General features: G+C 71.7%; 26 protein-coding genes and 1 pseudogene. 13 read left to right on the top strand and 14 right to left on the bottom strand.

Features of this window, described 5'->3' with window-relative positions:
* Positions 1-244: 244 nt before the first annotated feature.
* The gene (locus tag AB0D59_RS41575; RefSeq protein WP_362576467.1) at positions 245-1,093 is read left to right on the top strand and encodes an alpha/beta hydrolase; all 849 of its coding nucleotides are present in this window, start codon (positions 245-247) and stop codon (positions 1,091-1,093) included.
* 134 nt (positions 1,094-1,227) lie between these two features.
* Positions 1,228-2,058 (top strand): alpha/beta hydrolase, encoded by an 831-nt coding sequence (locus AB0D59_RS41570; protein WP_362576466.1) that lies wholly within the window; start codon positions 1,228-1,230, stop codon positions 2,056-2,058.
* 1 nt (position 2,059) lies between these two features.
* Here the strand turns inward: AB0D59_RS41570 and AB0D59_RS41565 are convergent, their stop codons facing one another.
* Entirely contained in the window at positions 2,060-2,497 is a 438-nt protein-coding gene (locus AB0D59_RS41565; protein ID WP_362576482.1) for a DUF4442 domain-containing protein, read from the bottom strand.
* Between the two features lie 156 nt (positions 2,498-2,653).
* Between AB0D59_RS41565 and AB0D59_RS41560 the strand changes: the two genes are divergently transcribed.
* Positions 2,654-3,658, top strand: a complete 1,005-nt coding sequence (locus AB0D59_RS41560) for a hypothetical protein (RefSeq protein ID WP_362576465.1) — start codon at positions 2,654-2,656, stop codon at positions 3,656-3,658.
* A 70-nt stretch (positions 3,659-3,728) separates the two neighbouring features.
* On the top strand, positions 3,729-5,039 hold the full coding sequence (locus AB0D59_RS41555) for an MFS transporter (protein WP_362576464.1): 1,311 nt from the start codon (positions 3,729-3,731) through the stop codon (positions 5,037-5,039).
* On the opposite strand, the gene AB0D59_RS41550 is transcribed toward AB0D59_RS41555, so the two are convergent.
* Both AB0D59_RS41550 and tuf read right to left on the bottom strand, forming a co-directional pair.
* Positions 5,001-5,846, bottom strand: coding sequence for a fused MFS/spermidine synthase (locus tag AB0D59_RS41550; protein WP_362576463.1), 846 nt, complete (start codon positions 5,844-5,846; stop codon positions 5,001-5,003). The genes AB0D59_RS41555 and AB0D59_RS41550 overlap by 39 nt on opposite strands.
* 116 nt (positions 5,847-5,962) lie before the next feature.
* On the bottom strand, positions 5,963-7,141 hold the full coding sequence (gene tuf, locus AB0D59_RS41545; RefSeq protein ID WP_362576462.1) for an elongation factor Tu: 1,179 nt from the start codon (positions 7,139-7,141) through the stop codon (positions 5,963-5,965).
* 333 nt (positions 7,142-7,474) lie between these two features.
* Here tuf and AB0D59_RS41540 point away from each other — a divergent pair, with 333 nt between their 5' ends.
* Positions 7,475-8,236 carry a VTT domain-containing protein gene (locus AB0D59_RS41540; RefSeq protein ID WP_362576461.1) on the top strand — a complete coding sequence of 254 codons (762 nt, stop codon included), beginning with the start codon at positions 7,475-7,477 and terminating at the stop codon, positions 8,234-8,236.
* Positions 8,237-8,345: 109 nt separating this feature from the next.
* Here the strand turns inward: AB0D59_RS41540 and AB0D59_RS41535 are convergent, their stop codons facing one another.
* The 4 genes and pseudogenes from AB0D59_RS41535 to AB0D59_RS41520 all read right to left on the bottom strand — a co-directional run bounded on the left by AB0D59_RS41535 (position 8,346) and on the right by AB0D59_RS41520 (position 12,382).
* Positions 8,346-9,518: a thiolase family protein gene (locus AB0D59_RS41535; protein WP_362576460.1), complete on the bottom strand. Its 1,173-nt coding sequence runs from the start codon at positions 9,516-9,518 to the stop codon at positions 8,346-8,348.
* Between the two features lie 27 nt (positions 9,519-9,545).
* Positions 9,546-10,203: pseudogene (locus AB0D59_RS41530) on the bottom strand (cupin).
* Positions 10,204-10,289: 86 nt separating this feature from the next.
* Positions 10,290-11,219, bottom strand: coding sequence for a PmoA family protein (locus AB0D59_RS41525; RefSeq protein WP_362576459.1), 930 nt, complete (start codon positions 11,217-11,219; stop codon positions 10,290-10,292).
* Positions 11,216-12,382 (bottom strand): Gfo/Idh/MocA family oxidoreductase, encoded by a 1,167-nt coding sequence (locus AB0D59_RS41520; RefSeq protein ID WP_362576458.1) that lies wholly within the window; start codon positions 12,380-12,382, stop codon positions 11,216-11,218. The genes AB0D59_RS41525 and AB0D59_RS41520 overlap by 4 nt, the downstream gene beginning before the upstream one ends.
* Before the next feature lie 283 nt (positions 12,383-12,665).
* Between AB0D59_RS41520 and AB0D59_RS41515 the strand changes: the two genes are divergently transcribed.
* Positions 12,666-13,541 (top strand): undecaprenyl-diphosphate phosphatase, encoded by an 876-nt coding sequence (locus tag AB0D59_RS41515; RefSeq protein WP_362576457.1) that lies wholly within the window; start codon positions 12,666-12,668, stop codon positions 13,539-13,541.
* A 52-nt stretch (positions 13,542-13,593) separates the two neighbouring features.
* Here the strand turns inward: AB0D59_RS41515 and AB0D59_RS41510 are convergent, their stop codons facing one another.
* Both AB0D59_RS41510 and AB0D59_RS41505 read right to left on the bottom strand, forming a co-directional pair.
* Complete coding sequence (locus AB0D59_RS41510) at positions 13,594-13,959, bottom strand: DUF4440 domain-containing protein (protein ID WP_362576456.1); 366 nt, start codon at positions 13,957-13,959, stop codon at positions 13,594-13,596.
* Positions 13,960-14,013: 54 nt separating this feature from the next.
* Positions 14,014-14,721, bottom strand: coding sequence for an alpha/beta hydrolase (locus AB0D59_RS41505; RefSeq protein WP_362576455.1), 708 nt, complete (start codon positions 14,719-14,721; stop codon positions 14,014-14,016).
* A gap of 134 nt (positions 14,722-14,855) precedes the next feature.
* Here AB0D59_RS41505 and AB0D59_RS41500 point away from each other — a divergent pair, with 134 nt between their 5' ends.
* Positions 14,856-15,683 (top strand): helix-turn-helix transcriptional regulator, encoded by an 828-nt coding sequence (locus AB0D59_RS41500; RefSeq protein WP_362576454.1) that lies wholly within the window; start codon positions 14,856-14,858, stop codon positions 15,681-15,683.
* A gap of 485 nt (positions 15,684-16,168) precedes the next feature.
* A complete protein-coding gene (locus AB0D59_RS41495) occupies positions 16,169-16,348 on the top strand; it encodes a hypothetical protein (protein WP_046727191.1) in 180 nt (59 codons plus the stop codon).
* A 14-nt stretch (positions 16,349-16,362) separates the two neighbouring features.
* Here the strand turns inward: AB0D59_RS41495 and AB0D59_RS41490 are convergent, their stop codons facing one another.
* Positions 16,363-17,103, bottom strand: coding sequence for an SDR family oxidoreductase (locus tag AB0D59_RS41490; RefSeq protein WP_362576453.1), 741 nt, complete (start codon positions 17,101-17,103; stop codon positions 16,363-16,365).
* A gap of 180 nt (positions 17,104-17,283) precedes the next feature.
* Here AB0D59_RS41490 and AB0D59_RS41485 point away from each other — a divergent pair, with 180 nt between their 5' ends.
* From AB0D59_RS41485 to lnt, 3 genes are all read left to right on the top strand, one after another.
* On the top strand, positions 17,284-18,264 hold the full coding sequence (locus AB0D59_RS41485) for a pyridoxal-phosphate dependent enzyme (protein WP_362576452.1): 981 nt from the start codon (positions 17,284-17,286) through the stop codon (positions 18,262-18,264).
* Positions 18,265-18,549: 285 nt separating this feature from the next.
* Complete coding sequence (locus AB0D59_RS41480) at positions 18,550-19,035, top strand: nuclear transport factor 2 family protein (RefSeq protein WP_362576451.1); 486 nt, start codon at positions 18,550-18,552, stop codon at positions 19,033-19,035.
* 76 nt (positions 19,036-19,111) lie between these two features.
* Entirely contained in the window at positions 19,112-20,686 is a 1,575-nt protein-coding gene (gene lnt / locus AB0D59_RS41475; RefSeq protein ID WP_362576450.1) for an apolipoprotein N-acyltransferase, read from the top strand.
* Here lnt and AB0D59_RS41470 read toward each other — a convergent pair.
* Entirely contained in the window at positions 20,604-21,515 is a 912-nt protein-coding gene (locus AB0D59_RS41470; RefSeq protein WP_362576449.1) for a Gfo/Idh/MocA family oxidoreductase, read from the bottom strand. The two genes, lnt and AB0D59_RS41470, sit on opposite strands and share 83 nt — an antisense overlap.
* A gap of 95 nt (positions 21,516-21,610) precedes the next feature.
* Between AB0D59_RS41470 and AB0D59_RS41465 the strand changes: the two genes are divergently transcribed.
* Both AB0D59_RS41465 and AB0D59_RS41460 read left to right on the top strand, forming a co-directional pair.
* Complete coding sequence (locus AB0D59_RS41465; protein ID WP_362576448.1) at positions 21,611-22,123, top strand: DinB family protein; 513 nt, start codon at positions 21,611-21,613, stop codon at positions 22,121-22,123.
* A 112-nt stretch (positions 22,124-22,235) separates the two neighbouring features.
* Complete coding sequence (locus AB0D59_RS41460) at positions 22,236-22,709, top strand: hypothetical protein (protein ID WP_362576447.1); 474 nt, start codon at positions 22,236-22,238, stop codon at positions 22,707-22,709.
* Between the two features lie 239 nt (positions 22,710-22,948).
* Here AB0D59_RS41460 and AB0D59_RS41455 read toward each other — a convergent pair whose 3' ends face one another.
* The 3 genes from AB0D59_RS41455 to AB0D59_RS41445 all read right to left on the bottom strand — a co-directional run bounded on the left by AB0D59_RS41455 (position 22,949) and on the right by AB0D59_RS41445 (position 26,174).
* Entirely contained in the window at positions 22,949-23,452 is a 504-nt protein-coding gene (locus tag AB0D59_RS41455; RefSeq protein WP_362576446.1) for a hypothetical protein, read from the bottom strand.
* A gap of 365 nt (positions 23,453-23,817) precedes the next feature.
* Positions 23,818-24,504, bottom strand: a complete 687-nt coding sequence (gene ung, locus AB0D59_RS41450) for a uracil-DNA glycosylase (protein ID WP_362576481.1) — start codon at positions 24,502-24,504, stop codon at positions 23,818-23,820.
* Between the two features lie 92 nt (positions 24,505-24,596).
* Entirely contained in the window at positions 24,597-26,174 is a 1,578-nt protein-coding gene (locus AB0D59_RS41445) for an ABC transporter substrate-binding protein (RefSeq protein WP_362576445.1), read from the bottom strand.
* Between the last annotated feature and the right edge of the window lie 29 nt (positions 26,175-26,203).

The raw sequence follows: 26,203 nt of genomic DNA, 5'->3' as shown, positions 1-26,203 counted from the left end.
GGCGTACGGCCGGGCGACCGCTCACGAGAGGGGGCCGCACGTCCCTGTCCCGGACCTCTCCGGCGCTCCGGCCTGGCCGTTCCGGGCCCAGGTGCTGATGCGGCGGCATGGCGCTACCGTCGTGTGGAGAGCCAGGGACGTGTTCACCGGTGCAGCGGGCCTCTTCTCCGATCCGGATGCCGGCGGCCCTTCCTTCCTGTCGGGACGCGTTCCCTCCGGAAAAGCTGGAACAAGGAGGCTTCCGATGGCGTCCACCGCGCGGCGGCGGAATCTCTCGACGACTCTGACGGCAGTCACGATCGCCGTCACCGGCATGACCGCCGCGGCCCCGCCGGGCGGTGCGGCGAGCGCCGGGCACACAGCCGAGAAGCAGACGAAACCCACGATCGTGCTCGTGCACGGCGCGTGGGCGGACACGTCGAGCTGGAACGGCGAGGCCACCCTCCTGCGTCGCGCGGGGTACACGGTGCGCGCCATCGGCAACCCGCTGGAGAACCTGACGACCGACGCGCAGACGGTCCAGTACTTCCTCAAGAGCATCAAGGGCCCGATCGTCCTGGTGGGGCACTCCTACGGTGGCTCGGTGATCACCAACGCCGCCCAGGGAGTCGCCAACGTCAAGGCACTCGTCTACGTCGACGCCGCCGTACCGGCGGTCGGGGAGACCACGGCGCAGCTCAGCGGCCCGACCTCGGTCCTGTCCAAGGGGTCGCCGGCCGATCTGTACGACGCCGTGCCGTACGCGAACGCACCGTCCAAGGCGTCCGCGCTGTACCTCAAGGAGAACGTGTTCGTCACGAAGTTCGCGAACAGTGTGCCCCATGACCAGGCGGTCAACCTGTGGGCCACCCAGCGTGCCGCGACCACGGTGGCCTTCAACACCCCGTCCAAGTACGAGGCGTGGAAGACGATCCCCTCCTGGTACTTCATCAGCACCGGCGACCAGATCATCACCCCCAGCTCGGAGAAGATGATGGCGCGCCGCGCGAAGTCCAACGTGACCGTCTACAACGGCGGTTCGCACCTCACGCTCGTGTCGGACCCGGCAGCCGTGACGAAGGTGATCCAGTCGGCCGCCTCGTCCCTGCGATGAGGCGGCGGGCGACCGACGCGACTCGAAACCGGCGAACGCCTCTCGACCGCGGAGTCCACGCCTGGCCAGGACCGGCCGGACCCGCCGGATCTGCCGAACCCGCCGGACCCGCCGCCCACACGTAAGGATGAGCAATGAGCACGGTCACCACATCCGACGGCACGATCATCTTCTACAAGGACTGGGGCCCCCGCGACGGCAAGCCCCTTGTCTTCCACCACGGATGGCCGCTGAGCTCCGACGACTGGGACAACCAGTTGCTGTACTTCCTGTCCAAGGGGTACCGCGTCATCGCCCATGACCGGCGCGGCCACGGCCGTTCGAGCCAGACCGCCACCGGCCACGACATGGACACCTACGCGGCCGACGTCATCGCGCTGACCGACGCCCTCGACCTGAAGGACGCGGTGCACATCGGCCACTCCACCGGCGGCGGCGAGGTCGCTCGCTACGTCGCGCGGGCCAAGCCGGGGCGGGTCTCCAAGGCGGTCCTCGTCGCGGCCGTCCCCCCGGTCATGGTCAAGAAGGAGAGCAACCCCGAGGGCCTGCCCATCGAGGTGTTCGACGGGTTCCGCGCCGCGCTGGCCGCCAACCGCGCCCAGTTCTACATCGACGTGCCGTCGGGGCCGTTCTACAACTTCGACCAGCCCGGGGTCGAGAAGTCGCAGGCGCTGATCGACCGTTGGTGGCTCCAGGGCATGACAGGCGCCGCCAACGCGCACTACGAGTGCATCAAGGCCTTCTCCGAGACCGACTTCACCGAGGACCTCAAGAAGATCGAGGTCCCGGTGCTCGTCATGCACGGCACGGGCGACCAGGTCGTGCCGTACGCCGACGCCGGCCCGAAGTCCGCCGAGCTGCTCAAGAACGGCCGGCTCAAGAGCTACGACGGCTACCCGCACGGCATGTTGTCGACGCACCCGGACGTCCTCAACCCCGACCTCCTCGCCTTCATCGAGGAGTAGCTCAGCCGTTGGGGCGCAGGGTCCAGATCACGGTCATCTCGCCGGTTACCGCGCCGTCCTCGCGCTGGATGGCGACGGCGACCGGGAACTCGGGGCGCTTGCCCTCGTCGAGTTCGGCGACGACGTCGGCGATCGGGCGGCCCAGGGTCGCGGTCGCCTTGACCGGTCCGAGAGCCACCTTCTTGTAGGCGATCTCGGCGCTCACGGCGAGCGGCACGGCCCGGGAGAGCTGGTCGCCGAAGGCGGCGAGGACGATCGCGCCGCTCGCCGACTCGGCGAGGGTGAACATCGCGCCCGCGTGCGGCCCGCCGATGTGGTTGTGGAAGTCGCCCTGGTCCGGCAGGGACAGCACGGCCCGCTCCGGAGTGGTCTCCAGGTACTCCAGGTTGAGGGTCCGCACCATCGGGACCGTGGCGGCGAGCATCTCGCCGATCGACATCTGGTCTGTGCTCATGACGGCCATGTTACTCACGAGTAGCCGAGTCTGAACAGTGCCGGTGCGCAGATCGTCGTCATCGTGGCGGCCAGCCGGCGGCGTGGCGTTCGCCGGCGCCAGGGATGTACGGCGTCCCGGGCGGCACTAGGGTTACGAGCCATGTGGCCAGAACAGCAGCCGCCAGGGGGCGAGCAGTACCCGCAGAACAACCCGTATCAGCAACCGGGTTACCAGCAGCCGAACCCGTACCAGCAGCCCGGATACCAGCAGTATCCGCAGCCGGGCGGGTACGGGCAGCAGCCGCAGTGGGGTCCGCCGGGACCGGCCGGCGGGCCGCAGGCACCGCAGGGCGGAGGCGGCGGCAACCGGACGAAACTGGTCGCGATCCTCGCGGCCACGGCCGTCGTCGTGGCGGCCGGGGTGACCGGGTTCCTGGTGCTCGGCGGCGACAAGGACGACAAGGCGGACAACGGCAAGGACCAGCGGGCGACCCGGTCGCCGACACCCTCGCCGACCGTCTCCGCGTCCGCCTCGACGGACGACAACCCGCGCGGCGACGAGACCGAGAAGCCGACGGTCGCCGGCTGGAAGACCGTCGTGAACCCCAAGTGGGGCACGGCCTTCGACGTGCCGGCCGACTGGGAGGTGCTGACCCCCGGTACGTCCATCGGCTTCGAGGACAAGGACGCCAAGCCGATCGTCACCATGTCGGGGGCCGCCCAGTACAAGTCGAAGTGGTGCACGAGCGACGACGACAAGGACGGCAGGACCGAGGACACGTCCCTCGCGGCGGTCGGCACCAAGGGCGAGAGCGGCGCGAAGAGCGGCGGTGACGCGGCCGTCCGGGAGGTCCCCTGGTGGGTGTACGGCGGCTACACGCAGCCGGACAAGAAGAGCATCGGCTACGACAAGAAGGCCACCGCCTACACCACCGCGTCCGGCCTCAAGGGCGCCTACGCCTGGGCGCGTTCGGCGAACACCCCGCAGAAGGGCAAGTGCGCGAGCGACGGCAAGGCGATCACGTTCGGCTTCGAGAACTCGGCCGGCGACCTGGTGTCCTGGGACTTCTACGGCGCCAAGGGCGTCCACGGCGAGATCCCCACCGCGACGATCATGAAGATCCTCAGCACGGTCCGGCTGCACGGCACCCCGACCGCCGGCTGATGTGATCAGGGGGGCCTGAAGCCCACCGAACGGTTTGGCAAGCCGGACCGACGGCAGGGATAGTCAGGCGGTGACCTCCACCTCCGACGCCCCCGACACCCCCACCCGCCTGCGCAGACCCGGCTGGGCGGGCCGCAACTACAGTCTGCTGACCGCGGCGGCGGTCGTGACGAGCCTGGGCGCGGGCGGCTCGCTGATCGCCGCCGCGTTCGCGGTCCTGGACGCGGGTGGCGACGGCGGGGACGTCGGCCTGGTGGCCGCCGCCCGGACCCTTCCGCTGGTGCTGTTCCTGCTCATCGGCGGCGCGGTGGCGGACCGGTTCCCCCGCCACCGGGTGATGGTCGCGGCCAACTGCCTCAACTTCCTCTCCCAGGGCACCTTCGCCGTCCTGGTGCTCGCGGGTGACCCCCGGCTGTGGCAGATGATGCTGCTCACCGCGCTGGGCGGCACCGGCCAGGCGTTCTTCAGCCCGGCGGCCGAGGGCATGCTGATGTCCTCGGTCAGCGGGGAGCAGGCGGGCCGCGCCTTCGCCGTGTTCCGGATCGCGATGCAGGGCGCGGCCCTGGGCGGCGCGGCGCTCGGCGGCGCGCTGGTGGCGGCGGTGGGCCCCGGCTGGGTGCTGGCGGTGGACGCGGCCGCGTTCGCCGTCGCCGGCCTGCTGCGCTCGTTCCTCGACGTCAGCCATATCCCGCCGCGCGCCCCTGGCGAGGGGCTGCTGGCCGACCTCCGGGAGGGCTGGCAGGAGGTCAAAGGGCGCCCCTGGCTGTGGGGCATCGTCGTCCAGTTCTCGATCGCGAACGCGGTGGTGGGCGCCGCCGACGCGGTCTACGGCCCGCTCGTCGCCCGCGACAGCCTGGGCGGACCGGGCCCATGGGGCCTGGCGCTGGGCGCCTTCGGCGCGGGCACGGTGGCCGGCGCCCTGCTGATGACCCGCTGGAAACCCCGCCGGCCGCTGTTCGTCGGCACCCTCTGCATCTTCCCGCTGGCCCTGCCCTCGGCGGCGCTGGCGGTGCCCGTCCCGGTGGGGATCCTCTACATGGTGATGTTCGTGTCCGGGACGATGGTCGAGGTCTTCGGCGTCTCCTGGATGACCGTGCTGCACCAGGAGATACCCGAGGACAAGCTCTCCCGGGTCTCGGCGTACGACTGGTTCGGCTCCGTCTCCCTGCTGCCGCTGGCGACCGCGCTGGCGGGCCCGGCGGAGGACGCTTTCGGCCGGAGTCCGGCGCTGTGGGGCTGCGCGGGCCTGGTCGTCGCCGTCACGGCGGCGGTCCTCCTGGTGCCGGACGTCCGCCACCTCACCCGCCGCACGGTCCCGGTCACCGCACAGCCGACGCCGGCGTCACCCGATGCCGAACGTTCCGCCGGGGGGCTCGGGTGACGGCACCGCGTCCGCGTCCCCGACCGGCCCGGCCCCGCCGACGAACCGCCGCAGCGCGGGCCCGTGTTCGACTCGCGCCGGAAAGACGTCGGCGGCCGTGCGCCGGGCCAGCACGGCGGTGTCGACAGGCCGGTGCGAGGCGATGAGCACCGCGTTCCCGAACCGCCGACCGCGCAGCACCCCCGGCTCGGCGATGACCGTCAGCTCCTCGAACACGGCGGCGAACGTGGCGAGTTGGGAGCGCAGGAAGTCGAAGGGGGCGGAGTCCGCGAGATTGGCCAGGTAGACCCCGTCGTCCCGCAGCACCCGCTCGGTCTCCCGGGCATAGCCCAGCGAGGTCAGATGCGCGGGGATCCGGGACCCCCCGAAGACATCGGCGATCAACACGTCGGCCGAGTCTCCGGGAGCACCCTCCAGCCAGCCCCGGGCGTCGGCGGCGTGCAGGGCGATCCCGGTGTGGTCCGGCAGCGGCAGATGCTCGGTGACCAGGTCCAGCAGCCCCCGGTCGGCGTCCACGACGTCCTGCCGGGACCCCGGCCGGGTCGCCGCCACGTACCGGGGCAGCGTGAGGGCGCCCCCGCCGAGATGCAGCACGTCCAGGGGCGCCCCGGTCTCCGCCACCGCGTCCAGCACGTACCCCAGCCGCCGGGCGTACTCGAACTCCAGATGCGTCGGCGCGTCGAGATCGACGTACGACTGGGGCGCCCCGTCGACGGTCAGCAGCCAGGCCCGGTCCCGGTCGACGTCGGGCATGAGCTTGGCGGTGCCGTGATCGGTGACCCGGACGACGGGTATGGCTTCGTTCACCTCTCCATTGTGCGATGCCCATGCCTACCCGCGGCGCGGGGCCTTGCCGGTACGCGGCTCCGCCGCGTGGGCGCGACCGGCCCCCACCGGCCCGCGGTCCCCCACGCACCGCGACCTCACTCCACCGAGGTCACGGTCCCCGCCCCCACCGTCCGGCCACCCTCCCGGATGGCGAACCCGAGGCCCGCCTCCAGCGGCACCTCCCGCCCCAGCTCCACGGTCATCTCCACCGTGTCCCCGGGCCGGGCGACCGCCGCCTCACCGAGGTCGACGTCCCCGACCACATCCGCCGTACGGATGTAGAACTGCGGGCGGTATCCCGTCGAGACAGGGGTCGTACGACCCCCTTCGCGCCCCGACAGCACATACACCCGCGCCGCGAACCGCCGCGCCGGCACCACACTCCCCGGCGCCGCCACCACATGCCCGCGCCGCACCGCGTCCCGGGGCACTCCCCGCAACAGCAGCGCCACGTTGTCCCCGGCCTGCGCCTCGTCCATCGGCTTCCCGAAGGTCTCCAGGCCGGTGACGACGGTCTCGAGGTCCGCGCCGAGCACCTCGATCCGGTCGCCGACCCGCACGGTCCCCCGCTCCACGGCACCGGTCACCACGGTCCCGCGCCCGGTGATGGTGAGCACGTTCTCCACCGGCAGCAGGAACGGCGCGTCCAGATACCGCTCCGGCATCGGCACGTACGTGTCCACCGCGTCGAGCAGCGCCTCGATGGACGCCGTCCACCGCGGGTCCCCCTCCAGTGCCTTGAGCCCGGAGACCCGGACGACGGGCACCGAGTCGCCGCCGTACCCCTGCGCGGTGAGCAGTTCACGGACCTCCAGCTCCACGAGGTCGGTGAGTTCCTCGTCACCCGCGTCGGCCTTGTTGAGCGCGACCACGATGTGGTCGACTCCCACCTGCCGGGCGAGCAGCACGTGTTCGGCGGTCTGCGGCATGATCCCGTCGAGCGCGGAGACCACGAGGATCGCGCCGTCGAGCTGCGCGGCCCCGGTGACCATGTTCTTGACGTAGTCGGCATGGCCCGGCATGTCCACGTGGGCGTAATGCCGGGTGTCGGTCTCGTACTCGACGTGCGCGATGTTGATGGTGATGCCGCGGGCGGCCTCCTCCGGGGCCCGGTCGATGCGGTCGAACGAAACGTATTGGGTGGTGCTGCCGGTGCCGCGCTCGGCGAGGACCTTGGTGATGGCGGCGGTCAGGGTGGTCTTGCCGTGGTCGACGTGGCCCATCGTGCCGATGTTGAGATGCGGTTTGGTGCGGACGTATGCCGTCTTGGGCATGGCTCTACCTCGAAGCCTGAACTGCGGTGAAGCGTCTCGTCAGGGCGGGACGCGGGGACCCCGGAGAACCGCCGACCCTCCCCCTGCGGGGTCCGCCGGACGATCCGGGGAGGGTCAGCTTCGGGCGCCGTCGGCAGCGGCCACGAGAACGGGCACGGCAGCCTTCGGCGCATCCGCGGCTGCGGATGCTGCGAGGAGGAAGGCGTACCGGAACATGACGCAGATCATTGCCGATCCGTCGCCGCACGTCGAACGGTTTTCCGTGGCGCCGGTTTCGCCCAATGGACAGGAACCATACGGCGATCACACATCTGCTTCGGCTAGTGTCACCGAATGCTCGATGCCAACCGCTCTGGCACCGCCACGGCCGTACCCCCGGCCGCCGCCGAGGAGCTGACCATTGTCGTGTCCGGTCCGGTGAGCTTCACCGCGCGCTGCACAAGACTGCTGCTGTCGCCGTGGTCCCGGCTGTCCCTGCTCGTCGCCCTGCTGGCGGCGGCCGCGTTGTCGGTGCTGCTCTTCGAGCCGCAGAAGCTGATGACGCAGGGCTGGCCGCCCCAGGTCGAGGGCACCACCGCGGTGGTGATCTTCGCTGTGGCGTACGGCCTGATCACGGTGGCGTTCGTGCCGCGGCCGTTCCTGAACCTCGCGGCCGGCGCGCTGTTCGGCTCGGCGCTGGGCATGGGCGCGGCCATGGCGGGCACCCTGCTCGGGGCCTGGCTCTCCTTCGCGCTCGGCCGGATGCTCGGCCAGGACGCGCTGCGCCCGCTGCTGCGCGGCCGGCTGCTGAAGGCGGCGGACAACCAGTTCAGCAAGCACGGCTTCCGCTCGATGCTGGCGGTACGGCTGTTCCCCGGTGTGCCGTTCTGGGCCGCGAACTACGCGGCGTCCGTCTCCCGTATGCGCTACGCGCCGTTCCTGCTGGCGACGGGGCTGGGCTCGATCCCGAACGTCGCCGCGTACGTCGTGGCAGGCGCCCGGGCCTCGACACCGACGTCACCGGTCTTCCTGATCTCGGTGGCGGCGATCGTGGTCCCGGCGGTGGCGGGCGCGGTGCTGGCCTGGCGCAAGCGCCACCACCTGCGGGCGAAATAGGCCCCGGCGGCAACGCGCCCCGAAGGGGCGCGGGGAAGTGCGCGACAAGCCACGGCGGGGCGGCAGCCGCGAGACGGCGCAGTACCCCGCCCCGGAAGGCGCCCGGTTCCTACCGCACCGCTTCCAGAATCATCGCGTTCGCCAGCCCACCCGCCTCGCACATGGTCTGCAGGCCGAAGCGAGCGCCGCGTTCCCGCATGGCATGCACCAGTGTCGTGGTCAGCCGGGTCCCGCTCGCCCCCAGCGGATGCCCCAGCGCGATGGCCCCACCGTGCACGTTGACCTTGGCCAGATCGGCCCCGGTCTCCTGACGCCAGGCCAGCACCACGCTGGAGAACGCCTCGTTCACCTCGAAGAGGTCGATGTCGCCGAGGTCCAGCCCGGCCCTGCGCAGCACCTTCTCCGTCGCCGGGATCACACCGGTCAGCATCAGCAGCGGGTCGGAGCCGGTCACGGCGAACGCGTGCAGGCGGGCCAGCGGCCGCAGCCCGAGCCGCTCGGCGGTCTCGCCGGCCATGATCAGCACGGCGGAGGCACCGTCGTTGACCGGGCTGGCGTTGCCCGCCGTGACGCTCCAGTCGATCCCCGGGAAGCGCTCGGCGAACCCGGGGTCGTAGTAGGCGGGCTTGAGCCCCGCGAGGATCTCGGCGGTGGTGCCGGGTCGCACGGACTCGTCCCGCCCGACCCCCTCCAGGGCCGCCACCTCGGCGTCGAACAGCCCCGCCTCCCATGCGGCCGCGGCCTTCTGGTGCGAGGAGACCGCGAAGGCGTCCATCTCCGCCCGGCTGATCGACCACTTCGCCGCGATCAGCTCGGCGCTGATGCCCTGCGGGACCAGGCCCTCCGGGTAGCGGGCGGCGACGCCGGGACCGAAGGGGTCCTTGCCGGGCGGCACGTTGGACCACATCGGCACCCGGCTCATCGACTCGACGCCGCAGGCCACGACGATGTCGTAGGCACCCGACATGACCCCCTGCGCCGCGAAGTGCACGGCCTGCTGGGAGGAGCCGCACTGGCGGTCCACGGTGGTCGCGGGGACGGTCTCCGGAAAGCCCGCCGAGAGCACCGCGTACCGGGTGGTGTTCATGGCCTGCTCGCCGACCTGGTCGACGGTACCGCCGATCACGTCGTCGATGAGGGCCGGGTCGACGCCGGAGCGCTCGACGAGGGTGCGCAGGGTGTGGGCGAGGAGTTCGACGGGGTGGACGTGCGCCAGGGCGCCGTTCGGCTTGCCCTTCCCGACGGGGGTGCGTACGGCTTCGACGATGACTGCGTCACGCATCGTGGGGACCTCGATTGCCAGTCTCGATTACCGGTGAGTAGGAAAACCGAACTCACCATAACTCTGTGAGTAGGAAAATCCAACCATCTCTACCTGTACGACGGCGTCGGCGAGGTGGCCCGCATCGCCCCGCTCGAGGCGGTCCAGCCGCTCCCCGTGGCATCGGTGGCCGCCCGGACGGTGGCATCGGTTGCCGCCCGCGCGCCGCGCTCGCAGCGGGCCCGCCAGTCGGCGAGCCGGGGCCGCACAAGGGCGGCGGCCCGGTGGAAGGCGGGCGGCGGCTCCGGGCCGGTGGCCTCGCGGAGGGCGCGACAGCCCTCCGGGGTGAGGTCACGGCGGGTGCGGGCGTCCCGCTCCCGCTCGGCCTCCGGCGCGTCCGCCGGGACGGCGGTCACCGAGGCCTACGCCTCCGGGTCGGTCGGGTAGCGCGGCGGCAGCGTCAGCACCGCGTCCTCCCCGCCCCCCGTCACCCGGGAGGCCGCTGTTCCGCATCAGGACGGTGATGCGCAGGTCGTCCTCGTTGACGAGGCGTGGACGGTGCCCGGCGTGAACCCGCGACCGTGCCGGCCGTGAGCGGCGTGACCTGGTACCGGGAGGTGGTGAGCGTCGGTACCGCACCCCGGCCGCCGGTGACGACGTAACCCTCCGAACAGACCAGGTACGGATGGGGAGTTCCGCCGCGCACACCGTCGGCGGCGGGTCAGTCGTGCACGCGCAGGCGCGAGACCGCGACCCCACCCGGCAGCCCCGCGAACCCGGGCGCCCCACCGCTCACCACGGATGTGCCTCCAGGTACTTGGCGATGTCCGCGCGCTCCCAGGCGCCGTTCGCGATCACGACCCGGTAGCGGCGCCGGAGGGTGTCGCCCGGGGCCAGTTCGAGTTCGTCGTGGAAGGCCCAGGAAGGGGCGATGCCGGCGAACGGGTCGTTGCGCACGAACCAGTGCGCCGGGTGGGTGCCGCTCGTACCCGAGTGGTCGTTCTCCGGGGCGTGTTCGAAGACGACGGTGGCGTAGCCGTCGGCGCCGTCGTGCTCGCCGGACAGGGCCAGCCAGGACGACTGGGAGCCCATCAGCTCCGGGCCTTCGCCCTCGGGGCCGATGATCCGGCCGTCCCGGAAGGCGCGCGGACCACGCCAGAACAGGCCGGTGTAGCCCGCCTGTTCGCGTCCCGCGGTGGTCGGGCTGCCGAACCGGAGCGGCTCGTCACGGACGTTGGTGACGGCACTGGACCAGGTCAGCGCCCAGGCACCGGATTCGGGGTCGACGTCATGGACCTCGATGCGCCGCCGCTCCCGCGCCCACAGCGTCCCCTCGTACGGATGCCAGGTCAGCCGCTCCGCGACGACCAGCCGGCCGTCCGCCGACGACAGTTCGTCGAAGCCGACGTGCCGCATCGAGCCGACGCGCTCCGGAAGGACGAGGTAACCCTCGCCGTGGACGTAGGAGTTGCCGCCCCACAGGTTCGCGCCGGACAGATGCGAGGCGGTCAGGGAAAGGCCCTTGTGCCAGCGGTGGTCGTTGGGTCGGTAGTCGGTGACGACGTCCCCGGCGAGGGTGCGGATCGGGTGCAGATAGGGCTTGGGTGCCTCCCAGGCCGCCTCGGGCCGGTAGACGTACGCGAAGAGCTGCACCCCGGTGACCGGCTCGGTCACACTGATCCGGTCGCCGTGGGTGTGCGTGATCCGCAGCTCACCGCTCACGCGGACACCTCCTCGCGCTCGACCGGCGCCCAGCCCGGGGCGCCTCCGTGCAGGGCCGTGTAATAAGGATCACCGGGACCGATCTCGCCCGCACGTACGGTGGTGTCGGTGAACGCCGACTTGTACAGCGCGGTGATCAGCTCCAGGCTGGTGCGCCCGTCGGCGCCGCTGCTGCGCGGCCGCTCTCCCGCGCGCATGCTGGCGATCAGCTCGCGCAGCTGGGCCAGGTGCGAGCTGGGCACGTCCGGGCCGAAGTCCTGCCAGGCCGCCGCCTCGTCGGCGGGGACGCCCGGGGCCGGGGTGATGTGCCAGTTCGCGTTGGAGTGGCCGTACAGGTGGGTCAGTTCGACGGTCGCGCGCTCGCAGTCGATGCGGATACGGCTGACCTCGTCGGGGCTGAGCACGCTGTTGACGACGGTCGCCAGGGCGCCGCCTGCGAACCGGACCAGAGCGGTGGAGACGTCCTCGGTCTCCACGTCGTGCACCAGTCGGCCTGCCATGCCCCGCACCTCGCTCCACGGCCCGAGCAGGTCGAGCAGGAGGTCCATCTGGTGGATGCCGTGGCCCATCGCCGGGCCGCCGCCCTCGGTGGCCCAGCGGCCGCGCCAGGGCACGGCGTAGTAAGCGGTGTCCCGGTACCAGGTGGTCTGGCAGTGGGCGACCAGCGGACGCCCCAGCGCCCCCTCGGCCAGCAGCCGACGCACATGGGTGGAGGCGGAGCCGAACCGGTGCTGGAAGACGATCGAGGCGTACGGCCCGCCGTCGGTGCCCTCCTCCGCCTCGACCGCGTCGAAGTCGGCGAGGGACGGCACCGGCGGCTTCTCGCACCACACCCAGGCGCCGGCCCGCAGCGCCGCCACCGTCTGGTCCCGGTGCAGGGTCGGCGGGGTGCCGATGGTGACCAGGTCGGGGCGTTGCTCGGCGAGCATCCGGTCCAGGTCGGTGTAGGCGTGCGGGATGCCGGCCTCGGCGCGGAACGCCTCGACGGCGGTGGCATCGATGTCGACGGCGGCGACCACCTCGGTCTCGCCCTCCGCGGCCAGCCGGGCGAGCGCGGGCAGATGGGAACCGCGCCCGATGGCGCCGGCGCCGACGACGGCGGCCCGGATGCGGCGGCCGGTGAAGGGAGCGCCAGAAGGGGGTGGCAGGGGCGTGCGGGGCATGGACGTGATCAGCACTCCTCGGGGTGGGGATCGGCTATGGGCGCGAACCGTCGCCCGACGTGCGCCGCACACGCACCCCGATGTGCGGGAGCAAGCGCTTTCTCCTGGGGAAACGTAAGCGGCGGTACCCAGGCCGGTCAACACCCTCCTCGCTCCTGTCCACCCGCCGAACCCCTGTGTCCGCACTGTCACCGCGGCCCGCTACGCTGCCGTTGCACACGCGTGATCACGCGCGCCCGCGCGCCCGCCAGCCCCTCTCTCACCCCTGGGACGCCGTACCTTCATGTCTTGGTTTGAATCGCTGATCCTCGGACTCGTCCAGGGGCTGACCGAGTTCCTGCCCGTCTCCTCCAGTGCGCATCTGCGGCTGACCGCGGCCTTCTCCGGCTGGAAGGACCCGGGCGCGGCCTTCACGGCGATCACCCAGATCGGCACGGAGACCGCGGTGCTGATCTACTTCCGCAAGGACATCGGGCGGATCGTCTCGGCCTGGTTCCGGTCGCTGTTCGACAAGGCGATGCGACGCGACCACGACGCCAAGATGGGCTGGCTGGTGATCGTCGGCTCGATCCCGATCGGCCTGCTGGGTGTGACGCTCAAGGACCAGATCGAGGGTCCGTTCCGCGATCTGCGCATCACGGCGACCATGCTCATCGTCGTCGGCATCGTCATCGGCGTCGCCGACCGGCTGGCCGCCCGCGACGAGACGGGCGGCCGGCACCGGGCGCCGCAGCAGCGCAAGACGCTGGAGAACCTGAGCGTGAAGGACGGCCTGATCTACGGCCTCTGCCAGGCGTGCGCCCTGATCCCGGGCGTCTCCCGCTCCGGCGCCACCATCAGCGGCGGCCTGTTCATGGGCTACAAGCGCGAGGCGGCGGCCCGCTACTCCTTCCTGCTCGCCATCCCGGCAGTACTGGCCTCCGGCGCCTTCGAGGTCAAGGACTCGGTGAGCGAGGGCCACGTGGCGTGGGGCCCGACCCTGTTCGCGACCGTGATCGCCTTCGCGTCCGGCTATGCGGTCATCGCCTGGTTCATGAAGTGGATCTCCAACAAGAGCTTCATGCCGTTCGTCTGGTACCGCATCGCCCTCGGCATCGTGATCATCGCCCTGGTCTCGGCGGACGTGCTGAGCCCGCACGCGGCGGAGTCGGCCGGCTAGTCCCTCGGCCGGTACGTCAGGCGGTACGTCAGGCGATACGTCAGGCGGTACGTCAGGCGGCCGGAGTGCCCTGGTGGAAGTACAAACGCCAGCCGGTCTCCGTCAGCCGCCACAGGGAACTGCGCCGGACCCGGCGCCCCTGGTTGTCCGCGAAGTACGTCAGGTGGACGACGCCGGGTGCGAGCAGGGTCCCGGACATCTCGCTCACCTGGACCGGCGACTCCGCGGACACCGAACCTCCGCTGGTCACCGTGAGGATCGACACCGCGTCCCAGCGGCGGCCGGACGCCCCGATCTCGGTGAACTCCGGGTCGAGAAGCTCCAGGACGAGCTCCGGGGAGGCGCGCACCTCGGGGTCGCGAAGCCGCAGCTCCCCGTCGATGGCCGCCTGTACCGCGCGCTCGTGCTGGTCCGTCATCCGGGCAGGCTACGGCCTCGCACCTCCCCGGCACAGCGAATATCGCCCTCGGGATCAGCCGAGCTTGAGCAGGAGTTCCGCGAGCTCCGCCGGCATGGTGATCATGCAGTCGTGGCCGGTGGGCAGTCGCCACACCTGCTCCGTCGCGGGGACCGGGCGGCGGACTATGCCTTCCGGTACGTCGGCGACGCAGTGGATGTGGGTCCGGGGGATCGTGTGCACGGCCGGGTTGTCCAGCCCCACCGGCTGCTGGAGGCAACGCACCGACTCGTCGGTCAGCATCCCGCGCAGCCAGGCCAGGTCCGCCGGCTCGGTCACCCCGAACAGGCCATGCGGCGGCGGCAGTTCGGGCAGCGCCGGGACCCGCCAGCCGCTGTCGGAGGACAGGGCGCGCTCGATCAGGACCCGGCTCACGGGCTGGACGTCGGCGGCGCTCTCGCCGTCCCGCGGGACCATCGCGTCGAGATACACCAGGTGCCCGACACGGTCGGGGACCTGGTTGGCGACGGACGAGACGACCAGCCCCGCGTAGCTGTGTCCGACGAGTACGACATCGGTGAGGCCCTCGTCCGTGATCAGCCCCACGACGTCGTCGACGTGGGTGTCGAGTCCGACATCGGGGCCGAGCAGATGCGCTTTCTCGCCGTGTCCGGTCAGCGACGGCGCGAACACCCGGTGCCCCGCCGCCGTCAGGGGCGGGACGACCCGCTCCCAGCACTCTCCGCTGTGCCAGGCGCCGTGCACCAGCAGATACGTCGACATTGTCTCGCTCCTCACTGTGGTCATGACGGTCGCCGATCATGCTTCCGCGCCGGCACCGGCCGGGGCAGAGCCCCGCTGATCCTGGGGGTGACAGGACCAGGCAGGGGCGCGAGGGCCCGCGTTACGGTGGCGGGATGACCGACGAACCGAACCTGCTGGGCGCGTACGTACGTGCCCGCCGCGAGCTCGTCACACCCGAGCAGGTCGGCATCCCCGTGCTCGGGGTACGGCGGGTGCCGGGCCTGCGCCGGGAGGAGGTGGCGATGCTGGCCGGGATCAGCGCCGACTACTACCTGCGCCTGGAACAGGGCCGCGACCGCAACCCCTCCGTACAGGTCCTGGAGTCCCTCGCCCGGGTGCTGCGCCTCGACGAGGCCGCGACGGCCTATCTGCTGAGCCTCGGCGCCGCAGAGCCCCGCCGCCGCCGGCGGCGGCGCCGACGCAAGGAGACGGTCCCGCCCGGCATCGCCCAGCTGGTCGCCGCCCTTCCGCTGCCCGCGCTCGTCGAGGGCCGCTACTTCGACGTGCTCGCCGTGAACGCCTTGGCGACCGCGCTGTCACCGCGTCTCACGGTCGGCGCCAACCGGCTGCGGGACACCTTCCTCGACCCCGCCGAGCAGGCCCTCCACCCGGACTGGGCGAACGCGGGCGCCGGCATGATCGCCGGTTTCCGCCGGTCCGTCGGGACGGAGGCGGACGACCCGCGCGTCATCGACCTCATCGGTGAACTCTCCCTCGCGAGCCCCCACTTCAGCCGACTCTGGGCCCGCCACGACGTGGCCGCCTGCGAGGGCGCGGCCAAACACATCGACCACCCCCAGGTCGGCCGCCTGCGCCTGAACCGCGAACGCCTGACCGTCACCGGCACGACCGGCCAGACCCTCGTCATCTACCACCCGGCCCCGGACACGGACAGCGCCGAGAAGCTGGCGTTGCTTGCTTCCGCGACGACCATGGTGTGAGCGCCCCGGGCCCCGGGGATGGAGGTGTGAGCGCCCCAGGCCTTTGGGGATGGGGGCGTGAGCGCCCCGGGCCCCGGGAGATGGCGGTGCAGCCCCCCGGGCGGAAGACGACGGTGTGCGCCTCCCCCGGACAGAGGACGACGGTCCGAACGTCCCTCCGGCATGGGGCGACGGGGTGAGCGCTGCTGGGGAATTACTACGGCGTGAGCGCGGGGGCGGTCGTTCCTGGTGCGGGCGCGGTTGGGCGGCTTATCTCGGCCAACCCCCAACGCCCGTATTCTTACCGGGCTTTGGGGGCGTCGTACCGGCTCCGGTGAGGGCGAAGGCCAGGGCAGGGGCGTACCGCCGTATCCGTGTCGCGACCACCCACCCGGCAAATGCCAAGGCTCGGCGCCCCGCCCGCCGTATCGCCCGTGACCAACCCCATACGGTCTGCGTAGCCGCCTGGTAGCGCACGGTCAGTTCTTGCCCCTACGCTGTTCGGTATGTCCCCCGATTCCCGAACCCCTGGTTCCGCGCGGTCTGCTGCCGAGGTCAACGAGCACATCCGGGCGCTGTGGCTGCGTGCGGGCGGAACCCTGTCGGCCCAGGAGCGGTCGGAGTACGAGCTGTTGGTGGTCGAGTGGGCCGAGGCGATCCGCGGGCGGATCATCGAGGCGGCCTGACCCGGCGCCGGGTTTCAGCGCCCGCCGGAGACCCGCAGCACCGCGCCCGTCGTGTAGGAGGCCTCCGGCGACAGCAGCCAGGCGATGGCGGCGGCGATCTCCTCCGGCCGGCCGGCCCGCCCCAACGGCACTGCGGCGCCGATCCGTTGGGCCCGTCCTGGGTCGCCCATCGCCGCGTGCATGTCGGTGTCGACGGCTCCGGGCGCGACCGCGTTGACCCGCACCCCGTCCGGTCCGAGCTCCTTGGCGAGGCCCACGGTCAGGGCGTCGACGGCCGCCTTGGTCGCGGCGTAGTGCACGTACTCGCCAGGGCTGCCGAGCGTGGCCGCCGCCGAGGACACGTTCACGATCGCGCCGTTCCCGCGCTCCGCCATCAGCCGGGCGGCCCGCCGTGAACACAGCAGCGTACCCAGCAGATTGACCTCGACGACCCGCCGCAGATCGGCGCTGTCCACGTCCGTGAGCCGTCCCAGCGGCCCGGTCACGGCGGCGTTGTTGACCAGCCCGGTGACGGCACCCAGTTCCCGTTCCGCCGTGTCGAACAGCCGCTCGACATCCGCCTCCACCGCCGTGTCCACCGCTACGACAACACAACGCGCCCCGCCCGCACGCACCCCCTCCGCGACCGTCTCGGCGGCGCCCGCGTCCCGGACGTAGCCGATCACGAGATCATGCCCGTCGGCCGCGAGCCGCAGGCAGGTCGCCGCGCCGATACCGCGGCTCCCACCGGTGACGACCGTGACGGGACGTGCCATACGAGCCTCCTGAGACCGACCGAGCGATGATCTTACGACTGAACCCGGTGGGGCAGGCAGGCACTCCGCGGCCCCCGCGCGAACCCGTCCCGACAGATCGAACGTTCCCAAGCTCCGGCAGCCGAACTGCCCCGTTGCTTCACAGGACGTGAACTGTCACGCGCACTACGCTGCTGCGTCGTGCAGAAGACGCGCCTCGACACTGCTCGGATCCGGGCGGCCCGCCGGCTGATCGACCCGGTTTTCCTCGACACCCCGCTGTACCGCTGCGAGGCGCTGGAGCCCGGCCTCGGGTGCACGGTGAGCATCAAGCTCGAAACGGCGAACCCGGTGCGCAGTTTCAAGGCCCGCGGTACCGAAGTGGTCGCGAGCCTGCTCGCCGAGAACGGCTCGCGAGACGTGGTGTGCGCCAGTGCGGGCAATCTTGGCCTGGCCCTCGCCTGGTCCGGTCGCGGCCGGGGGCTCGGGGTGACTGTCGTGGCGTCCCGCTGTGCGACTGTGGCCAAGCTCGACCGCATCCGCGCGTTGGGCGCCAGGCTGGAACTGGTGGACGGCGACCACGAGATGGCTCGCGAGCGGGCGGCGGCCATCGCGCGGTACGACGGCATCCGGCTGCTCGAAGACAGCCTGGACATCGAGACGTGCGAGGGCGCGGCGACCATCGGCCTGGAACTGGTGGACACCGTGCCGTCGTTCGACACCGTCCTGATCGCTCTCGGCGGCGGCGCGCTGGCCACCGGCGTGGGCCATGTCGTGAAGGCACTGGCACCCGAGGTCGAGGTGATCTGCGTCCAGCCGCTGGGCGCACCGGCGATGACCCTCTCGTGGCGGGGGCGGCGCGTCGTCACCACCGACTCGGCCGACACCATCGCCGACGGCGTCGCCGGCCGGCGTCCCGTCCCGGCCGTCCTGGACGATCTCCTCCTGGTCGCCGACGACGCCGTCCTGGTCCAGGAGGCGTCCATCACCGCCGGTATGCGGATGCTCCTCGACCACGCCGGCCTCGTCGTCGAACCGTCGGCCGCGCTCGGCATCGCAGCGATCCTCGAAGACCGCGACCGCTTCGCCGGCCGACACGTGGTCACCATCGTGTGCGGCAGCAACGTCGACGTGGACGCCTATCACCACTGGGTCGGCGCGACTCCCGGCCGCAGGTCTTGACAACGACCGAATCGCAGACCTGACGCGGCCGGACGAGGCTTCCGGGCGCCACAACCTCACCGGCCTCAATGCCCCGGCATACGGGCCGACGATCTCCCACGTGAGGCCGTCCTCGTGTCCTCCCCAAGGACGTCCGAGGATTTCGCCGAACTCACGTTCTTGTTGGGCCCACCGGCCGCACATGTGACCGAGATCGGGACCGGTTCGGTTCGAACATCACCGAATATCACCCGCATATCGCCCACACCTCTTGGCTGTGCTCGCCCCGTACCCAACACTGAGCCGATGACGCAGCGCGTGGAGCTCGCGACCGTGATGGACCGGCTGGCCGTGGACGGACTGGTCACCGACTACGCGGTGGCCGTCGACGACGGTGACTGGACGGCGTACCGGAGACTGTTCACCGCGGACGGGCGGGCCGACTACCGGTCGGCCGGCGGGATCGAGGGGGATGCCGGACAGGTGGCCGGATGGCTCTCGGAGAGCCTGACCCTGTTCTCGATGCGGCAGCACCTGATCGTCAACCGTCAGGTGCGGTTCGGGATCCTGGAGCACGACGCCGGGGACACCGCCCACCTCCAGGCCGACTACATCAACCCCATGCGGTTCGCCGGCGCCGACGGCGCCTCCACCGCCCCGGACTTCGTGTGCGGCGGCCGCTACGCCTTCGCGTTCCTGCGCACCCGGGACGGCTGGCGGCTGCGCCAGGTGGTCGTCGAGGAGAAGTGGCGCAGGATGAGCGACCAGCGCGCGACGGCCGTACCGGACTGACCCCGCGCCCCTGCCCCCTGTCGGAGCTCCCCGCCGGTCCCGCACACTGGAAGGACCCGCAGGCAGGAGGCGATGCATGAGGACCGTCGAGCGCTGGCTCACCTCCCCGTGGCGGCGTTCCTGCGCGGCGGCGTTCGCGGGCGCGCTGCCCGTACTGGCCTTTCCGGCACCGTCGCTGTGGTGGTTCGCTTACGTCGCCCTGGTCCCCTGGCTGCTCCTGGCGCGCTCGGCGCCGACCGGGCGGCGGGCGGCTTACGACGGCTGGAGCGGCGGGTTCGGGTTCATGGTCGCCGTGCACCACTGGCTGCTGCCGAGCCTGCACGTCTTCATCTTCCTGATCGCCGGCCTGCTGAGTGTGCTCTGGGCGCCCTGGGGCCTGCTGACGCGCCGACTGCTGGGCGGGACGCCGTCGCCGGGGCGGGCCGCGACCGCGGTGCTGGTGCTGCCGTCGGGCTGGCTGATGGTGGAACTGGTGCGGTCCTGGCAGGGGCTGGGCGGGCCGTGGGGCATGCTCGGCGCCACCCAGTGGCAGGTGACGCCCGCGCTGCGGCTGGCCTCCGTGGGCGGTGTGTGGCTGCTGAGTTTCCTGGTCGTGGCCGTCAATGTGGCGCTGACCGTGCTCGTCTGCGTGCGCGAGGCGCGGGTGCCCGCGGTGGCCTCGCTGGTGGCCACGGCCGCCGCGACCTCCGCCGCCTGGGCGTGGTCACCGCGCCCGGACGTCGACGGCCATGTCCGTATCGCCGTCGTACAGCCCGGTATCGTCGACGGCACCGACAGCGGTGACCGGCGCTTCGCCCGCGAGGAGCAGCTGACCCGGCAACTGGCCGGGCAGCGCCCCGACCTGATCGTATGGGGCGAGAGCAGCGTCGGGTACGACCTCGGTGACCGGCCCGACCTCGCCCGGCGGATCGCCGCCCTCTCCCGGGAGACCGGCGCGGACATCCTGGTCAACGTGGACGCCCGGCGCTCCGACCGACCCGGCATCTACAAGAGTTCCCTCCTGGTGGGCGCGGACGGCCCGACCGGGGACCGGTACGACAAGATGCGGCTGGTCCCGTTCGGCGAGTACATACCGGCCCGTTCCCTGCTCGGCTGGGCCACCTCGGTCGGCAAGGCGGCCGGCGAGGACCGGCGCCGCGGCACCGAGCAGGTGGTGATGAACGTCGGCCACGGGCTGCGGATCGGCCCCATGGTCTGCTTCGAGACCGCCTTCCCCGACATGAGCCGGCATCTCGCCCAGGACGGCGCCGAGGTGCTGATAGGCCAGACCTCGACCTCGTCGTTCCAGCACAGCTGGGCCCCCGAACAGCACGCCTCGCTGGCCGCTCTGCGGGCCGCCGAGACCGGCCGCACCATGGTCCACGCCACGCTGACCGGCGTCTCCGCGGTGTACGGCCCGGACGGGCAGCGGCTGGGTCCGTGGCTGGGCACGGACGCCAGCAGGGCACAGGTGTACGAGGTGCCGATCGCCCGCGGTGTCACACCGTTCGTGCGGTACGGGGACTGGACGGTGGACGGCGCGCTGCTGGTGCTGGCCGGCTTCTGTCTGAGCGAGGGGCTGCGGGCGGTCAGGCTGCGCCGGAGTGCCGCCGAACCTCTCGTACCACCTGCTCGCACAGCTCATGAGTCGCCAGTGCGTCCCGGGCGCTGAGCACCTTGCCGGCGCGGACGGCGTCGAGGAAGGCGAGCACGGCCTGTTCGATGCCGCGCTGCCGGGCGACCGGCACCCAGTCGCCGCGCCGCCGGACCGTCGGCTGCCCCTTGTGGTCGATCACCTCGGCGAGGTTGAGGACCTGTCGCTTGGTGTCCTGCCCGGAGACCTCCAGGATCTCCTCCGCCGAGCCGCTGAGCCGGTTCATCACGCCGAGCGCGGTGAAGCCGTCCCCGGACAGTTGCAGGACCACGTGGTGCAGCAGGCCCTCGGCGACGCGGGCGCGGACGGTGATGTCGTCGACCGGGCCGGGGGCGAGGAAGCGGAGGGTGTCGACGACATGGATGAAGTCGTCGAGGATCATCGCGCGGGGTTCCTCGGGCAGCCCGACGCGGTTCTTCTGCATCAGGATCAGCTCGCGCGGGTGGTCGGCGCACTGGACGTAACCGGGGGCGTGGCGCCGGTTGAAGCCGACGAACAGCGACACGTTCCGCGCCTCGGCGAGCGCCACAAGGCGCTCGGAGTCGGCGAAGCGGTAGGCGAGGGGCTTGTCGACGTACGTCGGTACGCCCGCCTCCAGGAGCCGGGTGACGATCTCGGGGTGGGCGACCGTGGGCGCGTGCACGAAGGCGGCGTCGAGATCCTGGGCGAGGAGGTCGTCGAGGGTCGCGTGCCGACGGTCGGCGGGCAGCCGGAGGCTGTCGGCGACGTCGGTGAGGGTGGCCGGGGTGCGGGTCTGGAGATGGAGTTCGAGGCCCGGCTGCGCGCCCAGCACCGGCAGATACGCCTTCCGCGCGATGTCGCCGAGTCCGATGCAGCCGACCTTCACTGACGCTCCCCTCGCGGTTGCCTACGTACCTGTCCGGAAGCATACGGGCCGATATTCCGTGGTGGGATCGGGCTCCGTGGGCGAGGATGCCGGGCATGACGACCGAACGCCGTATTCCCGCCTCCGACGCCGGCGAACGCGCCATGCTGGAGGGCTGGTTGGAGTTCCACCGGCAGACCCTCGCGATGAAGTGCGCGGGCCTGACCGACGCCCAGCTCGCCATCGCCTCCGTGGAGCCGTCCCCGCTGTCCCTCATGGGGCTGGTGCGGCACATGGCCGACGTGGAGCGGTCCTGGTACCGCAGGATTCTCGCCGACGAGGCGGCGCCCCCGCTCTACTGGAGCGAGGAGGAACCGGACGGCGAGTTCCACTTCGGCGAGGCGGACACCTGGCAGGAGGCGTACGCGAGCTGGCAGGCCGAGATCCAGGCCGCCCGGCGCAACGCGGCCGACTTCAGCCTGGACGACCTCTCCAAGGGCCGCCACCGCCGCACCGGGAAGCAGATCAGCCTGCGCTGGATCCACAGCCACATGATCGAGGAGTACGCCCGGCACAACGGCCACGCCGACCTGATCCGGGAGCGTATCGACGGCGCGACCGGCGACTGACGTCAGCCTCGCACCCGCCGGTCCCCCGTACGGGGCACGAGATCACCCGTGCGGGGCACCAAACTCCCGTCGGCGGTGTCAACCTCCGTGCGGACCCAGCAGAGTTGCCCGGGTGCATCGAACGACCACCACCGCAGCGCTTCTGGTCTCCGTGACCGTCTCGGCCCTCTCCGGCTGCGTGACGGTCCAGCGTCCGGCGGCGCCCGGCCCGCCGCCCGGTACGGCGCCCTCGCAGCCGTCGGTGCCCCGCCCGGACGGGACCGCCGAGCCCCGGGTGGTGCAGGCGCCGGTCAAGGAGGCCTTGGAGATGGTCGGCCCGTCCCGCCCGGCCCACCGGGCCACGCCGACCGCCGCCCACGCCCCGGCGCCCCCTCCCCCGGCCCACCACCGGACCCCCGCCCCGCGCGGGGCCGCCCCGCATCCCCACCCGCACCCGCAGCGGACCCGCGGCCCGGGGACCGACATCCCCGAGCTCCCCGGGCCCGCGCCGAAGGCCCCGGACGTGTGCGCCCTCGGCAGGCAGTACGGCGGCTGGCGCACGGACAGCCCGCAGGCGCGGATCTGCGAGCAGACGTACGGGCGTTGAGGAGGCGCCGGCCAGGGTGCGGTGCACGGTGACCGACCGGACCGTCGCCAGTGCCGCGGCAGGCGACGTCTGCCCGTGCAGGAGCGGCGTCCGGCGCGTTCTCTGGGGGTCCCCCCCCGGCCGGAGGCTGGGGGAGTGCCGGACGGAAGCCCTCGTACGGGATGTACTCGAGCTTTCGGCCGGTGCGGCGAGAGGGCCTGTCGGGCGTCGCGACGGGGCGACCGATGCCTGTCGCGGCGCTAGTTCGGCCGCTGCCGTGGTGGGCCCCAGGAGTCGCCGTCCGGCGTGTCGTCCTCCCCCAGCCGCAGCTCCAGGCGACTGATCGCGGCCCGCACTCCGTCGCCGTACCCGTCGTCGCCGAGGGCGGCGGCGGCCGCGCCGCGGGCCCGGCGCAGATGGGTGCGGGCGGCCTCGGTGCGGCCGAGCTTGACGTAGTCGGCGGCGAGGTTCAGATGCAGCGAGGGGTAGAAACCGCGCAGCCCCTCGGCTCCCTCCGCCTCGTCCGCCGCCGACAACGCCCTCAGATCCCAGGCGAGTTCGTCGGACGGGTCGTCCTGGGTGTCGGCCAGATAGTGGGCCAGGGTGCAGCGGTGCAACGGCTCGCCGTGTTCGCCGAGCTCCGCCCACAGGTCGAGCAGCCGGCGACGGGCCTCCTCACGGTCCCCGGCGTGGTGCAGCATCACGACCTGCCCGATCCGTGTGAGCACGGCATCGGGTGCCGTGCGTTCCTGTCGCTCCGCCACCACGTCCTCCGAGCTCTCCGCTGTCTCCGACGACGCTAACCGCCCCCGGGGCCCCTCAGCGCCATCCGACCCACCCCGAAACCAGCGTGTTCCCAGGCACCGCCGGCTCCCCGCCCGAGCGACCCACACCACACGGGACCACCGCCCCCCGGCGTCCCGCGCCGGACCGGACCGCCGTTCACTCAGCGCGCAAGACCGCCGCGCCCACCAGCCCGCCCCACGGGCGACCACCCCCACCCACCACCCGCACCGCGTGGGACCGCCCCGGCCGCCCCGCCCCCCGTCGATCCGATGCGATGCCCCATCGATCCGATGCCCCCGTCAGCCGACACCCCCCGTGGGCCCGGCAGCCCCGCCCCGCGCGCTCAGCCCAGGTTCGGGATGCGCCAGTCGATCGGCTGGTGGCCCTGCTCCGCGACCGCCTCGTTGATCTGGGTGAACGGGCGGGAGCCGAAGAACTTCTTCGCGGACAGGGGGGACGGGTGGGCGCCCTGGACCACCACGTGCCGGGTCTCGTCGATCAGCCGGACCTTCTTCTGCGCATACCCGCCCCAGAGGACGAAGACCGCCGGGTCGGGCCGCTCGGCGACCGCGCGGATCACCGCGTCCGTGAACTTCTCCCAGCCCTTGTTCTTGTGGGAGTTGGCCTCACCGGCACGGACCGTGAGCACCGCGTTGAGCAGCAGCACGCCCTGCTGGGCCCACGGCATCAGGTAGCCGTTGTCCGGCGTCTCCTCCCAGCCCAGCTCCTCCTTCATCTCCTTGTAGATGTTCCGCAGGGACGGCGGGGTCTTCACGCCGGGGCGGACGGAGAAGCACAGACCGTGGCCCTGGCCCTCGCCGTGGTACGGGTCCTGGCCGAGGACCAGCACCTTGACCTGGTCGTACGGCGTGGCGTCCAGCGCGGCGAAGACCTCCTCGCGCGGCGGGTAGACAGGGCCGTTCGCCCGCTCCTCCTCGACGAACTCGGTCAGCTCCTTGAAGTAGGGCTGCTGCAGTTCGTCGCCCAGAACCCCACGCCAGGACTCGGGCAGCATGGCGATGTCGGTCACGTCAACGTCCTCACGATGTACGGTCACTTGCAGTTCCTGCTGATGCCCAAGAACCTACAGGCGGCCACTGACAATCGCCCTCGCACACCGGGTCACCAGCTGGTCTTGCGGTGCAGCTCCCACATCATCATGATCGTCGACGGGTCGAGCGCCTGCTCGCCGCCGGAGATGTCGTCGCTGGCCGCGACGTACTGCCGCCCCTGCCACAGCGGGACCAGCCGGGCGTCGTTGACGAGGATCTGCTGGGCCTCCTCGAACTGCTTGACGACCTCGCCGCGGTCGCTCTCGGTGCGCGACTGGGGCAGCAGCTTGCCGGTGATCACGGGGGACGGGTACGGCGTCCCGAGCGCGTTCTGCTCGCCGACGAACGGGGCGATGAAGTTGTCCGCGTCGGGGAAGTCCGGGAACCAGCCGCGCCCGAACACCGGGTACTCGCCCTTCTGGTAACCGACGACATAGGTCTTCCAGGGCCGGCTTCTCAAGGTGATGGTGAAGAGCCCGGAGTCGTCCAGCTGTTGCTTGAGTTCCTGGAACATCCGGGCGGTCTCGGAACCGTACCGGTCCGTGGTGTACCAGAGGGTGAGCGGGACCTTCTGGGTGACGCCGGCGTCGGCGAGGATCTTGCGGGCCTTGGAGGTGCTGGGGTCGCCGTAGTCGTCGAAGAAGCCGGTGGTGTGGCCGGTGAGTCCCGCCGGGACCATGGAGTAGAGCGGGTCGACGGTGCCCTTGTAGACCTTGTGGGCGATCGCGGAGCGGTCGACGATCTGGGCCACCGCCTTGCGCACGGCGGGCTGCTTGGCCCACGGGTCGGCGGGGTTGAACACCAGGTAGCTGATGTCGGTGCCGGTGCCGTCGACCAGTTGCAGGTCGGTGTCGGTGTGCGCCTGAAGGGCGACGATGTCGGAGGCGGCGAGGCCACGGTAGGTGACGTCGATGTCCCCGGACCGCAGGGCCTTGACCATGGTGGCCGAGTCCTGGAAGTAGCGGATGGTCACCGCGTCGTTCTGCCGGTCGGCGAAGCCCTGGTAGCGGTCGTTGCGGACGAGTTCGGCCCGCTTGTCGTCGTCGTAGGACTTGAGGGTGTACGGCCCGGAGCCGTACACCGAGTCGTCCTTGCGCAGCGACCTCGCGGGATAGTCGTCGGGGTCGACGATCGACATGGCCGGGGTGGCGAGCACGAACGGGAAGGTGGCGTCGGTCTTGTTGAGGTGGAAGACCACCTCGCGGTCGCCGAGCGCCTGCACCCGGTCGAGGCTGCCGAGCAGTCCGGCGGGTCCGCTGGGCGCGTTGATGGTCCGGATCCGGTCGATGGAGTACTTGACGGCCTCCGCGTCGAGCGGGTCGCCGTCGGCGAACTTCAGGCCGGAGCGCAGTTCGCAGCGGTAGGTGCGGTTGCCGGAGTCCGTGAAGGCGCAGTTCTCGGCGGCGTCGGGCTGCGGGGTGGTGGCGCCGTTGGGGTAGGCGAGCAGGGTCTGGTAGATGTTCCGGAACAGCTCCCAGGAGCCGTCCCAGGACCCCGCGGGATCGAGGGTGCTGGGGGCGCTGGTGGTCCCGACGACGATCGGCCCGCTGTCATCCGTACCGCTGCCGCCGAACACACCGCAGCCGGCCACCAGGGATACGGACGCGACAGCGGCCACTCTTCGAAGACCTCGGTTCCGGTTGAACACGCGCTCGCTCCTCGATCCGCCATACCAGG

The organism is Streptomyces sp. NPDC048417 (assembly GCF_040651615.1).
In the GTDB taxonomy this organism is placed as follows: domain Bacteria; phylum Actinomycetota; class Actinomycetes; order Streptomycetales; family Streptomycetaceae; genus Streptomyces.
Note: the sequence above shows the minus strand (reverse complement) of the source record. Positions and strands in the feature narration are given on the sequence as shown.

Excerpts from the sequence above, each read along its gene's own strand:
- AB0D59_RS41575 (WP_362576467.1), top strand. The coding sequence starts at position 245 with ATGGCGTCCACCGCGCGGCGGCGGAATCTCTCGACGACTCTGACGGCA.
- AB0D59_RS41570 (WP_362576466.1), top strand. The coding sequence starts at position 1,228 with ATGAGCACGGTCACCACATCCGACGGCACGATCATCTTCTACAAGGAC.
- AB0D59_RS41565 (WP_362576482.1), bottom strand. The coding sequence starts at position 2,497 with ATGTCGATCGGCGAGATGCTCGCCGCCACGGTCCCGATGGTGCGGACC.
- AB0D59_RS41560 (WP_362576465.1), top strand. The coding sequence starts at position 2,654 with ATGTGGCCAGAACAGCAGCCGCCAGGGGGCGAGCAGTACCCGCAGAAC.
- tuf (WP_362576462.1), bottom strand. The coding sequence starts at position 7,141 with ATGCCCAAGACGGCATACGTCCGCACCAAACCGCATCTCAACATCGGC.
- AB0D59_RS41540 (WP_362576461.1), top strand. The coding sequence starts at position 7,475 with ATGCTCGATGCCAACCGCTCTGGCACCGCCACGGCCGTACCCCCGGCC.
- AB0D59_RS41535 (WP_362576460.1), bottom strand. The coding sequence starts at position 9,518 with ATGCGTGACGCAGTCATCGTCGAAGCCGTACGCACCCCCGTCGGGAAG.
- AB0D59_RS41520 (WP_362576458.1), bottom strand. The coding sequence starts at position 12,382 with ATGCCCCGCACGCCCCTGCCACCCCCTTCTGGCGCTCCCTTCACCGGC.
- AB0D59_RS41515 (WP_362576457.1), top strand. The coding sequence starts at position 12,666 with ATGTCTTGGTTTGAATCGCTGATCCTCGGACTCGTCCAGGGGCTGACC.
- AB0D59_RS41510 (WP_362576456.1), bottom strand. The coding sequence starts at position 13,959 with ATGACGGACCAGCACGAGCGCGCGGTACAGGCGGCCATCGACGGGGAG.
- AB0D59_RS41505 (WP_362576455.1), bottom strand. The coding sequence starts at position 14,721 with ATGTCGACGTATCTGCTGGTGCACGGCGCCTGGCACAGCGGAGAGTGC.
- AB0D59_RS41500 (WP_362576454.1), top strand. The coding sequence starts at position 14,856 with ATGACCGACGAACCGAACCTGCTGGGCGCGTACGTACGTGCCCGCCGC.
- AB0D59_RS41495 (WP_046727191.1), top strand. The coding sequence starts at position 16,169 with ATGTCCCCCGATTCCCGAACCCCTGGTTCCGCGCGGTCTGCTGCCGAG.
- AB0D59_RS41490 (WP_362576453.1), bottom strand. The coding sequence starts at position 17,103 with ATGGCACGTCCCGTCACGGTCGTCACCGGTGGGAGCCGCGGTATCGGC.
- AB0D59_RS41480 (WP_362576451.1), top strand. The coding sequence starts at position 18,550 with ATGACGCAGCGCGTGGAGCTCGCGACCGTGATGGACCGGCTGGCCGTG.
- lnt (WP_362576450.1), top strand. The coding sequence starts at position 19,112 with ATGAGGACCGTCGAGCGCTGGCTCACCTCCCCGTGGCGGCGTTCCTGC.
- AB0D59_RS41465 (WP_362576448.1), top strand. The coding sequence starts at position 21,611 with ATGACGACCGAACGCCGTATTCCCGCCTCCGACGCCGGCGAACGCGCC.